Below are 13297 nucleotides of genomic sequence, written 5' to 3'. Positions count from 1 at the left end.
AGGCAAGCTATCTTTAGATTAAGGCGAAGGATTGAAACGTCAGCATCCCAGCTTGTTTGTCAACTCAATATTGAGAGAGTACTAGCGAAGTCTTTTTGGGGGTTACAAACAAGGATTAAAACCAAATTATTGGCTTATAACTTGTGTTATTACATCAATAAACTTATAGGCCGTGAGTCACATTCAAGAATCAAAGAGTTAGTATTTGGTTAATTAATCCACACAAAATTATCTAGCAAGGATTTTATACCCTTATTAGTTGGTATAATATTCCTTAAAATCAAATCTTACTACCTAGCACAAGAGGTTAATTTATATATTTCATAATTTAAGTATCTATGACAGCTATAATCTGTTGTCAGTATATACATAAGTTTTTGGCTATATACCCATCAATGTAACTGTTTAACAAAATTCATAGACATAATCATCATCTACATATTCTTTTTTCATTTAATCATACATCAGTTTTTATATGTCATATCAAATCTTTATGATTCTTTACCTATTAAAATACTGTTATCAATGAGTCAGTTTATAAATCTATTGACAAAGAAATGCATAAAAAATAATATTGTATTAGATGTTAATCTAATACAATATTATTTTTTAATTGTATCGAGGTGTTAATATGATCTTAGATGTAAATAATATTATTTTTACTGTCAACCCATCCATAGAATTTATACATGCACTTGATCTTGTTGCCAATAAAGAAACAATGTATAAGTTTTTTTCAGATTTCTACTTTACTCCTTCAGAAGATTTTAAGAATACCATAGAAAATATGAGATCCAAACTGTCTCGATACATTCAAAACGAGTTGAGGTTCTTTTTTCAATGGGAGCCAATGAAGCATACTCTAGGAAGGATTGTTGAAGGTCATAAGAATATAAAAAGTGTTTCTTCATTTATCGAATTTATAGAGCAAATACACGAAAACGAACTTATTTCATACATATCGGAACAGGCATTATATGGAATAAGTTCAGACAGTTCAATGAGCCGGAACACTGATGACGAAATAACAAACAGAATTATAGAAATATTGGATAATTTGGACGACGATACAACTATTGATAAAGAAAAATTAAGAGAATTTGCTGAAAATCCTTTGGAAATAAAGTCCAGGCTTGTATTACTAATGAAACAGTTTTATGAAAAAGCATATAAGCAATATGAAACTCGTATATTATCAATCTTGGAAAAAGCAAAATCCAAATATGAGAACCTATATAAAGAAAACTATGCGAGCTTTGATAATGAATACTTAAGAGTTCTTCCAAGAGATGGTTGGGAAAATCTAATAATCCACATAAGTTATTTTACTCAAATAAGAATATGGAATTTTGATATTAAGCCCCAAAACAGAACAAAATGGATTAGCCTTGGCATGTACTCGGAAAATTATCCCATAAAAAAGTTTATAGAGGCTAAAGTTCATAACCTAATAAAAGTTCTTTCTGATAAAAAACGGTTTGAAATCATTCAAATTCTCAGCAAAAAGCCTCACTGCGTATCTGAATTAGCCAATGCTCTTGATCTTACTTCTCCGACGGTATGCTATCATCTCAACAATATGTTAAGTTTAGATCTGGTATCTATGAAAAGAGAAAATGCAAAAACCTTCTACACTTTAAATAAGAAGGTAATAAGAGAATTGCTGGACAGCACTTCAGAAATATTACTAAACGAAAATTCATAGGATATAAAGTCTAATTACTTTGACAGAATTAAAGAATTGTAATTTATATCATGTTTCGTGAATTTCATCAACTACTATATATTTTGCTATATTGAGCTTGCTCAAATTTCAATGGTTTATATAATCTTTAATCTTTTTTAGGACCACCAAAACATTTTAGCATAGAAAAAGGCTAACATTTTTATCATCAAAAATGTTAGCCTTTTTCTCATGTATAAAATTAAAACCTGCAAAGTGTTTAACCTTGCAGGAATTGAATCATAATGGCTCCCGGTCAAGGATTCGAACCTCGACAAACTGATCCAGAGTCAGTTGTGCTACCGTTACACAAACCGGGAATGTTTCATCAACGAATTATATAATATCATGTTTTTGCATATTTTGCAACAATATTTTTATAAAATTTTTAGCTATAAAAGGTGCCAATTGGCACCTTTTATCATTACATCTTTTCAAAATCATCCTTGCCTACACCGCATGTAGGACAAACCCAATCATCAGGCACATCTTCCCATGCTGTTCCAGGAGCTATACCGCTATCTGGATCACCCACTTCAGGATCATAAACATAACCACATACTGTACATACCCATTTATCCATTATACTACCTCCTTGGTTTCAAATATTGTATATAGATTATAACACCAACTGGATAATAATTCTATATTACATTTCAAAGATTAATAGATTTTTTATTGATTTTCTTAATCTTTTTATACCATCTACATCATATGCTCAGTATATCGTTTAACTGAAAAATCAAAACTATGCAGAGGTCTGCTTGTTTTTAGTATTTGTTCCGGTAGAATTTCTACTCTGATTTTTTCATTCTTTGGGAAATAATTTTATGATTGTCATATAACTTTCTTTAGCACTGTATTGCAATGTCGCTTCCTCAAATTTTCTATCACTCATAGGTTAAAATTCTAAATTTTTCAGCACTATTGATAATACATCTCATCAATTTAGTATTTTTATTTCCTCTGTATCTATGCAAAAAATAGACAAATAAGAAAAAATCTTATTTGTCCAACTCTTCCATTATCTTCACTGAAGCGCTTGCTCCAATCCTGCTGGCTCCAGCTTTTATCATTGCAAGAGCAGTGCTAAGATCACGAATGCCTCCTGATGCTTTTACTCCCATAGTGTCACCGACAGTCTTTCTCATCAATGCAACATCCGTTTCTGTTGCACCTCCTATTGAAAATCCTGTAGATGTCTTTACATAGTCAGCTCCGGCAGCCTTAGCCGCCTTACAGGCTTCAACCTTTTCATAATCATCAAGTAGACAGGTTTCAATGATAACCTTAAGCAGCGCTTTTCCTTTACAAACATTAGCTACAGCAGCAATATCATCTTTGACATAATCTATATTACCGCTTTTTAATGCTCCAATATTAATTACCATATCAATTTCCTGGGCTCCGTTTCTAATTGCATCTTCTGCCTCAGCTACTTTGACTGCAGTAGTACTTGCTCCCAAAGGAAAACCAATGACGGTGCAAACCTTAACCGGAGAATCCTTCAACATGTTATAGGCGATCTTCACATAGCATGGATTAATACACACCGAAGCAAAACCATACTTCAGCGCTTCACTGCAAATTCTTGTGATATCCTTTTCTGTAGTCTCAGGTTTAAGAATAGTATGGTCTATATATGGAGCTAAATCAATCATTCTCTTATTATCTCCCCTAAATCTCCATTATTTATGCCAGCAGCATTACCTTCTTCTATATCTATATGCATATCAAGAGCATATTCAGGATGGACTCTTACAACCACATTTTCAAACACAACAGCCCTTTCATTGCCTACTCTTACTTTTACAACATCTTTATCCTTTAATCCAAATTTAGAAGCATCGCTTGTATGCATATGTATATGTCTAGCTGCAACAATAACTCCCTCTTTTAACTCTACTTGACCTTTAGGTCCTACTAATATGCAACCTGGGGTACCTGCAGTATTGCCGGATGCCCTAACAACACCTTCAACTCCCATAGCTCTCGCATCAAATTTTGAGATTTCCACCTGTGTAGATGGTCTTACTGGACCCAGTATTCTTACACCTTTTAATGCTCCTTTAGGACCAACTACATCAACCTTTTCTTCGCATGCATACTGACCAGGCTGTGAAAGCTCTTTCATAACGGTGAGTTCATATCCTTCACCAAATAATGCTTCTAAATCCTTTTTACTTAAATGAACATGGCGGTTTGACATTGAAACCGGTACAAACTTTTCCATAAATACCCTCCTATAATTAATTATCTATAATTGAATAATGTGCTTTAAGCATTATTGCACACTCAATTCTCTTGCGCTGCATCTTACATTCCAGATCATAAGGTACCTTTAAATTTTTGTTGAATGCCTCAGCATTAGCTTGGCAACCACCGCTGCAATAGAACTTTGCCCAGCACTCACTGCATTTCTCCTTATGGTATACAGAATTATTGGAAAACTCCTTTTGCAGTTCTTTATCTTCCAAACCTATAAAAACATTTCCCATTTTATATCCTTCTCTGCCCACAAATTGATGACAGGGATACAAATCACCATCGGGAGTAACTGCAAAATATTCATAACCTGCACCACAGGAAGATACCTTTTTGTATACACAAGGACCTCCATCTAAATCTATTAGATAATGGTAGAATTTGAAAGGCTTACCCGCCTTATCATATTCTATCATCTTCTTTGCTAGATTTTCGTACTCCTCCATTATTCTATCCATATGCTCATCTCTTAAAGCATAGTCCATCTCTGGAGAAGCTACCACAGGTTCAATGGATATTTCTTTAAAACCTTCATCGGCCAGCGCAATTACATCATTGATAAAGTCCAAGTTGTAAGCGGTAAAAGTTCCCCTAATATAGTGGCTTTTACCACCTCTCTTTTCCACAAACTTCTTAATCTTCGACAAAATTATATCATAGGTCCCTTTATTATTAATAGTCTTTCTCATATTATCATTAATATTTTTTCTTCCATCTATACTTAATACAACATTATCCATGTTCTCATTGAGATACTCAATGGAATCATCATCCAGAAGTGTTGCATTTGTAGTCATTGTAAAGCCAATGGTCTTATTGTATTCTCTAGCCTTTTCTCTTCCATATTGGATAGTTTGCTTAACTACGTCAAAATTCAGCATTGGTTCTCCACCGAAAAAGTCAACTTCCAGTCTCTTTCTATTTCCTGAATTCTCAAGAAGAAAGTCTATAGCCTTTTTAGCTACTTCAAAAGGCATAAGCTTTCTCCCACCATGATAATCTCCTGTAGAAGCAAAGCAGTAACCACATCTAATATTACAATCATGCGCAATATTCAGGCATATTGCTTTAACCTGGCAATCATTTTTCTTTGAAAGAATCGCTTCTTTATATGTATCTTCTGAAAAGAGCAATCCTTCTTCCTTAAGTTTCATTATTTCTTCTGAAACTTCAATATACTTTTCTTCTCCATACTTATCCTTAAGTTTATCTGCTAATTCCACATCGGATGGATTCATGAACGTATCCAAAATTTCATATACAATATCCTCAACTATATGAACCGCTCCACTGTTTACATCCAAAACAATGTTCATTTCATTCATTTTATATTTATGTATCATCACTACTAGTCCTCTCTATATCAAATTTCCTTTAATAATTCTATATCATAATGATTCTGCTGTCAAACTAGTTAAGCATAAATAAACCGCCCAACAGGGCGGATATATATTTATACATATCTTTTAATTTTTCACTGATGAATTCAATTCTTTTGTAAGTTCTTCAACATCTATTCCATAACGTTGAGCAGCCTGTTCAACAGACATATATAATGCTCCACCTCAACCAAAACATCTGATCCCAAAGTCTCTAAATACATTTTCCAAATCAGGATATTTATAAAGAATATCATCAATTATCATATTCTTATCTATCATAATTCCACCTCCGCATTTTTATCTAGGTATTTTACAACACTTAATGCAGCAATATTGCCTTCACCTACTGCTTTAGCAATTTGAAATGGCTTCCCTGTACAGTCACCACAGGCATAGACACCAGAAACGCTCGTAGCCATTGTCCTATCAACTTTTATTGAACCATCTTCCAGCTCCAAACCTTCTAATAATTGATTAACAGGCAACACGTTTCTGATGAAAAACACTGCATCTGTATCTATATTTCCCTCAGAAGTTGAAAGCGATGTAACTTTATTGCCGTTACCAATAACTGATATTGGCTTGCCTTCTAATACGGTTAAATTTCCTCTGCATGAAAAATCCGTCTCATAAAGAGGCAAATAATATACTTTGGAACATATTTCACTCAGAAATTTTACCTCTTCTTCCCCTTCTTCATTTTCAGAAACAATAGTTACTACCTTGTTCCTATATAAAGGCCCATCACATGTGGCACAATATCCTACACCTTTGCCAAGATATTCTTCTTCTCCTTCAATCATTTTATTCTTTGCCTTGCCAGTGGCTATAATAATGGTTTTGGCGTCATAAAAGTTATTTCCTGCGTTTATCATAAAATAGTCACCCATATTGAGGATATTGTAAGCCATCTCTTTTTTCTTCTCTATTTCCATTTCCTTTAAGTGTTTGTCAAAAACTGATAAAAGTTCTTGTCCACTTACATTATTAATCCCTAGGTAATTTTCTACATTAGGAGCCTTACTAAGGCCTGTTACTTTATCTCCTCCAGCAAGAATAATAAAATTTTTATTTCGAATTTTAAGATTTAATGCAGCTGACATGGCTGCAGGTCCTCCTCCAATTATTACCGAATCAAACATTTAAAAACCTCCATATTAATTATTATCTATATATCCTTTCTTCCATCCTCTCTAATGGCTGCTCAATTATCATATGTTCTATGTTCAAAGCCACACCTTCTACACTAGGCATCACATATTTTATACCTTCCAACTCTGTCATTGTATTCGCCAATGAGCATATAGTCATATCCTCTCCTGCTGCTCCACCCCAGTGCTTTGTATGCATCTCCTTTGAAAAGTCAATATAAATAGTATCATCTTCTATTTTAACATATAGGACTTTAACTTCTTCAGGTATTGTTTTATATAGATTTTCAGCCTTAGGCCCTTTTATTAACTCCTCCAATACTATTTTTGCATAATCTTCATGGCTGATACCCTTCTTCACCTTTATGATTCTGTGTTCAGGAACAACATACTCAGCTTGAGAATTAGAAAAATATAATATAATTTCTCTTTCCTCCAATTGCTCAATTTCTTCCTCCGGCTCAACAACAATATCCTCAATATCATTGTTCTGCTTGCTGCATCCACATAAAATAACCGATATTACAAGTAAAAAGATTATGATTCTCTTCATCGTTAAGCCTCCATCATTGCCTATAATTTTCTTTTCTTTAACATAATTATCAATCCTAATATAAATAAAACAAATTGAACTGTCAAATAATATATGATTATCTTTATAGCTGTATCATAGAAAAAAATCTCAGGAAATATATTTGCCAATCTGTCTACTTTAGGATCCAATAACCAAAGATCATTGCTAAAAAATATCTCATGGAACATGGTAAAGTATTTATAAAAATCAATTTTCATTAGTATTACTAAAATACCAAAGGGCATTATTCCAACTATGGATGAGACCAAAAAATACTTACCAAAATCACACCTAATTTTTTTGGATATGAAAAAAGCTGCAAGAATTAGAAAAAATATGAATATACCATTTCTAATTTTTCTACCTGCAACAAACAGATGTTTAACATCTATCATATGCAATTTGTCTCTCTCGCTAAAAAATTCCTTTTCTTCTCCATTGATTTTAGTCTTGAAATCCAAATTACCTCTTTTATCTTTAAGGTAATCGAGCAGCTTTTCAGTGGATTCCATCAAATCCTTTTCCTCAACTCCTACCGTGGCAGGAATGTTATTTTTCTTATATTGATTTTTATAATAATCCATATCAAAGACAACTATTTCCGTTGCAGTAAGCAATAAAAGTAATGATAAAATTAAGGAAATAATTATATAAAAAACGTTTTTAAATAATTTTTCTGTCATATACATATACTCCTTAAAAATCCTAAGTTTTATAGTTTCATATTCCAAATTATATCACAACTTTATAAAAACTTATTTTATTTTTCAAAATTTAGTCTTTGTCATATGCAATAAATATATATCATACCACAGGAAATAATAAAAAAAGAGGTGATTTTTTTGATCAGAAAAATATTTTTATATAAATCCACTGTTCTCCTGATTATATTTGCAGCAATATTTTCTCTAGTTTCCTGCACTCCTCAATTAAAACCTTCAACAGATGCTGCTAAAAATGATGAGCAAAATGAACCACCAAAGGAATTGGAAGAGTTAAGAAAAAGCATTGAAGAAGTCGAAAAAACACTTATGTTCATGTATGAAGAAAAAAAGAAAGCTCAACAGGGAATAATATCTTCCGGCTCAGAAGTCAGTAAAAATGAACACCAACAAGGTGGTGAACAAAGCAGACAACAGGGAAATCAACAACAAAGTCAAGGTGAAATAAAGATAGAAATGAAGCCAGAAGAACTTGCAGAATTTAGTAAGCAACAACAGCTTGCCAAAGATCAGGAGGAATTAGCTAAGAAGCAAAAAGAAACTTTGGAAAAATTCGAGGATTTAAAAAAGAAAGTGATAGAACTCCATGAAAAGTGGAATTCTTATGAACCAAAAGCAATAAAAGCTTTAGCTCAGGCAAAATCTATTGAAGAATTCGAAAAAAACCTTGATAATCTGACAAATACCATACAAACAAGAGATGAATACAAAACACTTCTTGATGTAAACTCTCTCTTAAAAACTCTGCCAGATTTTTATGAACTATATACTACTAAAGTACCTCCTGATCTTGACAGACTTAAATATAGCATAAAAAAAGTAAAGCTGTTTGCTGAAAAAGATGATTATAATTCTATGAAACCTGCTATGGAATATCTTATCAATATATGGTCCTCAGCTAAACCAAAGCTAAAAAAGGATGTAACAGAGCAAATGACCAAATTTGAATTTGCATTGAACGACCTTAAAAACGCTGTAGAAAATAAAAACAAAATAGTAATTGATGCTAAATCTGAAGTACTGACAAAAATAATCGATGAGATGGTTGAAAAACTAAAAAGTTGAGTAAATCATTTTAACAGCTAGAGCCAGAGCAATTGCAATAAAAATTGGTTTGATTACTTTGGCTCCTTTTTTTATTGCAAACCTTGTACCTGCATATCCTCCTAATATCATTGATACAGCAAAAGGAATCCCTCTGGCAAAGTCAACACTGCCATTTAATGCAAAAGTAATCAAAGATGCCATAACACTTGTAAAGTTCAGTATCCTTCCATTACCTGCGCTTATGGAATAATCAAATTTATAAATGCTTATAAAAATGAATAACAGAAATGAACCCGAACCAGGGCCGAACATTCCATCATAAAAACCTATTGAAAAAGCAAGAATACAGCCCAATATAATGTTCTCTCTAGTCAGACCCTTAAACTCATTAGAAACTCCCAATTCTTTTTTTCTTATTGTATATACGGCTATTAACATTATGAGAACGAGTATAACCTTTTCTAAAGCTCGTTCATTTATGCTTAAAACCGTCTCCACACCTAATACCGCACCTATAAACGTAAAAGGTATGAGGTACTTGATCAATGGAAAGTATATTTTTTTAGACTTTGAATATGCTATGGTACTTGTAAAAGAACCAAAAAAAGCTCCAAGTTTATTGGTACCCAAAGCTACATGTGGAGGCATGCCTATAGCCATTATAGCTGGTATGCTGATTATACCACCTCCACCTGCTATAGAATCAACAAATGCTGCTATGAATCCAGCAGCAAATAAAAATAGCAACATTACTAAACTCATCTTTATTATATCTCCATCCTAACACTTAACATTTCTTTGACTTTTTTTTCAGTAGTAATAAAAAAATCAATATAATCATCCTTTATGATATATTTTGCTTTATCAATTATCTTAGAGGCTTTATCAATATCTATATTTATTCCATGCTTTAGTTTCATATGATGGTCATATTTTATAGATAAAACACGGCTGCTTATATCTTCTTTATATACAAAATGTTTAAATCTCTTGAAACAGTTTTTTAAAAAACCATGTTCTAAGCTATAAAAAGTTTCTAAATATGATTCAATTTCATACATCATCAGATCATCATGTAATGCTTCATCTAATTGCTTTAAAAGTTGTTTATTATCATTAAGCACCTCCAACTCAACTGCCATTTCTATAAAGTTGTGTGCTTTCCAGAGTCCATACTCTTTTGGAATATTGCATGCATCAACTACTTCATCAACTATAGACTCTGCTTTCAAGAAACAGTACCCTTCCTGTTCCCCATAAACTCCATCACCATAATAATCAAGACCTTTAGGTGAGATAGTATGAGTCATGGCCGATATTACAAAATCAATAAGTTCTGGTTCTTTTTCTTGATAAAATCTATACATGTTCCAACCAAAATTATGAGTATCATCATGATTGAGCTTATTTGATACAAAAGCATCGGGAAAAATAGCTCCCAAAACAGTCATATTATTTGAATATCCCAATACATTTTTACTGAACCATATATGAGTAAAAGGAAACACAAAAAACACATCCCAAAATATTATATAACTATTACATTATATAACATTTTGGGATTAAAAAGAATGGTTAAAACTAATGTTATTTAGTATTGTATCTATCTCTCTTATGCAGGTCTCGTCAATGCTTTAATTATCTCGTTAACTATCAAAGGTATCAGTGAAAAAGCTATGACAATAGTCCAATCTCTTATACTTAAGTTATGAACACTAAATGCACTAGCAAGGAAAGGAACTGTAATTACCACAAACTGTAACAACAAACCAACTATTATAGCACCTATCAGATACATATTAGAAAATAATCCTACTTTAAAAATAGATTTTGTGAAATTTCTCATTGACAATGAGTAGAACAGCTGTGAAGCAGCAATTACCACAAAAGCCATTGTTCTGGCATAAGTTAACACATCTTCAGGTATGTTCTTTGAACCCAGACTATATCCATGTTCGCTTAATCCAAAATAGAAAGCCAGTAATGTCAATGCACCTATTAGACAACCACCGATTATGGCTCTCGTTCCTGCACCTTCGGCAAAAAAGCTTTGCTTTGGATCTCTGGGTTTTTTCTTCATAACATCCTTATCACCTGGATCCACCCCAAGAGATATAGCCGGTAGTGAGTCAGTAATAAGGTTCATCCACAATATTTGCGTAGGCAATAAAGGAACAGGCCAATAGAATAGTATAGATGCAAATATTGAAATTATTTCACCTAAATTACAAGATAACAAGAAAACTACCGCCTTTTTTATGTTGGCATATATGTTTCGTCCTTCTTCAATTGCATGGACAATAGTTGTAAAATTATCATCTGTCAATATCATATCGCTGGCACCTTTTGAAACATCTGTACCAGTAATACCCATTGCCACACCGATATCTGCATATTTCAAGGACGGAGCATCATTAACACCATCTCCGGTCATTGATACAATATTTCCTTTAGCCTTAAAGGCTCTTACTATTTTCACCTTGTGCTCAGGAGAAACCCTAGCAAACACTCTGTAATTATTGATCTTCTCTGAAAACTCCTCATCTGTCAACTTATCAATCTCCGCACCTGTAATACATTGATCCAAAGACTCTGCTATGCCAAGTTCCTTTGCAATGGCAGCAGCAGTATTCCTGTGATCACCGGTGATCATAACAGGAGTTATTCCGGCTTGTTTTGCTTCTCTTATTGAATCTTTAACTTCAATCCTTGGTGGATCTATCATTCCCACAAATCCTATAACCGTCAGATCCTTTTCCATTTCCTCGGGTTCTATTATACTATCCACATCCTTGAATGCTACCCCAAGAACTCTGAGGGCATTGTTTGACATTTCTTCAGCTACTTCCAAATATTTAGCCTTCATATCTTCAGTTAATGGAACTATCTTTCCATCCACCAAAGCTTTGGTGGAAATATTTAATATGTTATCTATTGCCCCTTTAGTATGAACTCTATACTTACTTCCTTCTACATTTAAAGTCGACATCAGCTTTCTATCTGAATCAAACGGATTTTCTCCAGCCCTTTTATGTTTTCCATTTAATTCCTTTTTGGTTATTTTGAATCTGTCTCCCATTACAACCAAAGCCACTTCTGTTGGATCTCCTGTGCTTTGGCCATTTTCATAAGTAGCATCCGAACACAGTACAAAAGATTTAATCAATTGAGTTTCATCTTCATTGGCACTAAAATTAGTTTCGTTAGCTGGTAGATCCTTTAGATTATTAAAAGTATAGTACTTAACGACAGTCATTTTATTTTGTGTAAGTGTTCCCGTCTTGTCAGAGCAAATTATGTTTACTGAGCCAAGAGTTTCAACTGCTGGAAGTTTCTTAACAATAGCATTTATCTTAGACATTCTTGTTACACCTAAAGCTAAAACAATGGCAACTATTGCAGCTAAACCCTCTGGTATAGCAGCAACAGCTAAACTTATGGCAGTTAAGAACATCTCAAATAAATCTCTTTTTTGAAATAAAGCAATGACAAATATGAGAGCACATACACCTATAGCTAAGAACCCAAGGGTTCTGCCAAGCTCATCCAATCTTTTTTGAAGAGGTGTCATTTCATCATCATCTTCATCAAGTATCTTTGCAATCTTACCTATTTCAGTTTCCATGGCAGTGGAAACTACTACACCTTCTCCTCTTCCATATGTTGCAAGAGTAGACATAAATGCCATATTAGACCTATCTCCTATTGGTGTTTTAGGATCTTCATAAATATCATTGGCATTTTTATTGACAGGTACAGATTCGCCTGTTAAAGCGGACTCTTCTATCTGTAAGTTTGCACTATCTATCAGCCTTAAATCTGCAGGTATGTATCTACCGGCATCTATGATAACAATATCACCTGGCACCAATTCTTCAGAAGTGATTTCTTTTACTTCTCCATCTCTTCTAACAAGACACTTAGGAGTAGTCATCTTTTGTAGCGCCTCAATCGCCTTTTCTGCTTTATACTCCTGAACCACTCCAATTACTGCATTAAGAATAACAACCAAGAGAATTATTATTGCATCTGCATATTCACCTATCGCAATAGTTATGGCTGTCGCTCCCAAAAGAACATATATCAACATATCCTGTAATTGTTCAAGAAAAAGTGAGAATATGCTTTTTTTAGGCTTTCCTTTAAGTTTGTTTTGGCCATACTTCTCAAGCCTTAGCTTTGCTTCTTCACTGCTAAGGCCCACTGAGAGATCTACATTCAGTTCTCTTAAAACTTCATCTTGAGACTTTGAAAACCACATATAATTCACCTCTTTAAAAAATTTAACTTAATTTGAGAAATTAAAACATAACATTACTATTATTATCTTATATTGCTTTTATAATCCATTATTTATGTCTTCATTACCAACCTCCTAGCAAACAGCAAGTATGCAAAAAGACCTTTAATATGCACACATAAATGCATATTAA

The 13297-nt window shown here is 33.2% G+C and carries 13 protein-coding genes, 1 tRNA gene and 1 pseudogene; 3 read left to right on the top strand and 12 right to left on the bottom strand.

The features are described from left to right. Positions 1 to 213: pseudogene (locus BUB48_RS08650) on the top strand (IS982 family transposase); the annotation flags it as partial. 418 nt (positions 214 to 631) lie between these two features. Continuing rightward, the gene (locus BUB48_RS08645; protein ID WP_073025839.1) at positions 632 to 1705 is read left to right on the top strand and encodes an ArsR/SmtB family transcription factor; all 1074 of its coding nucleotides are present in this window, start codon (positions 632 to 634) and stop codon (positions 1703 to 1705) included. A gap of 264 nt (positions 1706 to 1969) precedes the next feature. Here BUB48_RS08645 and BUB48_RS08640 read toward each other — a convergent pair. From BUB48_RS08640 to BUB48_RS08600, 9 genes are all read right to left on the bottom strand, one after another. Then, a tRNA-Gln gene (locus BUB48_RS08640) sits at positions 1970 to 2043 on the bottom strand. Between the two features lie 104 nt (positions 2044 to 2147). Further along, positions 2148 to 2306 (bottom strand): rubredoxin, encoded by a 159-nt coding sequence (rd, locus tag BUB48_RS08635; RefSeq protein WP_073025838.1) that lies wholly within the window; start codon positions 2304 to 2306, stop codon positions 2148 to 2150. Positions 2307 to 2727: 421 nt separating this feature from the next. Beyond that, positions 2728 to 3384 carry a deoxyribose-phosphate aldolase gene (gene deoC / locus BUB48_RS08630; protein WP_175548394.1) on the bottom strand — a complete coding sequence of 219 codons (657 nt, stop codon included), beginning with the start codon at positions 3382 to 3384 and terminating at the stop codon, positions 2728 to 2730. Next, positions 3381 to 3956, bottom strand: a complete 576-nt coding sequence (gene pduL, locus BUB48_RS08625) for a phosphate propanoyltransferase (RefSeq protein WP_073025837.1) — start codon at positions 3954 to 3956, stop codon at positions 3381 to 3383. The genes deoC and pduL overlap by 4 nt, the downstream gene beginning before the upstream one ends. 16 nt (positions 3957 to 3972) lie before the next feature. Beyond that, positions 3973 to 5331 (bottom strand): thioether cross-link-forming SCIFF peptide maturase, encoded by a 1359-nt coding sequence (gene scfB / locus BUB48_RS08620; RefSeq protein ID WP_073025836.1) that lies wholly within the window; start codon positions 5329 to 5331, stop codon positions 3973 to 3975. A 222-nt stretch (positions 5332 to 5553) separates the two neighbouring features. Continuing rightward, entirely contained in the window at positions 5554 to 5649 is a 96-nt protein-coding gene (locus BUB48_RS17780) for a DUF1858 domain-containing protein (protein WP_073025835.1), read from the bottom strand. Next, on the bottom strand, positions 5646 to 6512 hold the full coding sequence (locus BUB48_RS08610; protein WP_073025834.1) for an NAD(P)/FAD-dependent oxidoreductase: 867 nt from the start codon (positions 6510 to 6512) through the stop codon (positions 5646 to 5648). Before BUB48_RS08610 ends, BUB48_RS17780 begins: the two co-directional genes overlap by 4 nt. 22 nt (positions 6513 to 6534) lie before the next feature. Beyond that, the gene (locus BUB48_RS08605; protein WP_073025833.1) at positions 6535 to 7074 is read right to left on the bottom strand and encodes a GerMN domain-containing protein; all 540 of its coding nucleotides are present in this window, start codon (positions 7072 to 7074) and stop codon (positions 6535 to 6537) included. A gap of 20 nt (positions 7075 to 7094) precedes the next feature. Continuing rightward, complete coding sequence (locus BUB48_RS08600) at positions 7095 to 7778, bottom strand: TIGR01906 family membrane protein (protein ID WP_073025832.1); 684 nt, start codon at positions 7776 to 7778, stop codon at positions 7095 to 7097. Positions 7779 to 7937: 159 nt separating this feature from the next. Here BUB48_RS08600 and BUB48_RS08595 point away from each other — a divergent pair, with 159 nt between their 5' ends. Beyond that, positions 7938 to 8882, top strand: a complete 945-nt coding sequence (locus BUB48_RS08595) for a hypothetical protein (RefSeq protein ID WP_073025831.1) — start codon at positions 7938 to 7940, stop codon at positions 8880 to 8882. Here the strand turns inward: BUB48_RS08595 and BUB48_RS08590 are convergent. The 3 genes from BUB48_RS08590 to BUB48_RS08580 all read right to left on the bottom strand — a co-directional run bounded on the left by BUB48_RS08590 (position 8871) and on the right by BUB48_RS08580 (position 13125). Continuing rightward, positions 8871 to 9626 (bottom strand): sulfite exporter TauE/SafE family protein, encoded by a 756-nt coding sequence (locus tag BUB48_RS08590; protein WP_139249948.1) that lies wholly within the window; start codon positions 9624 to 9626, stop codon positions 8871 to 8873. The genes BUB48_RS08595 and BUB48_RS08590 overlap by 12 nt on opposite strands. Before the next feature lie 5 nt (positions 9627 to 9631). Beyond that, on the bottom strand, positions 9632 to 10372 hold the full coding sequence (locus BUB48_RS08585) for a hypothetical protein (RefSeq protein ID WP_073025830.1): 741 nt from the start codon (positions 10370 to 10372) through the stop codon (positions 9632 to 9634). A 104-nt stretch (positions 10373 to 10476) separates the two neighbouring features. After that, positions 10477 to 13125 carry a cation-translocating P-type ATPase gene (locus BUB48_RS08580; protein ID WP_073025829.1) on the bottom strand — a complete coding sequence of 883 codons (2649 nt, stop codon included), beginning with the start codon at positions 13123 to 13125 and terminating at the stop codon, positions 10477 to 10479. Between the last annotated feature and the right edge of the window lie 172 nt (positions 13126 to 13297).

It is taken from the genome of Lutispora thermophila DSM 19022, from assembly GCF_900142105.1.
Classification (GTDB): domain Bacteria; phylum Bacillota; class Clostridia; order Lutisporales; family Lutisporaceae; genus Lutispora; species Lutispora thermophila.
Note: the sequence above shows the minus strand (reverse complement) of the source record. Positions and strands in the feature narration are given on the sequence as shown.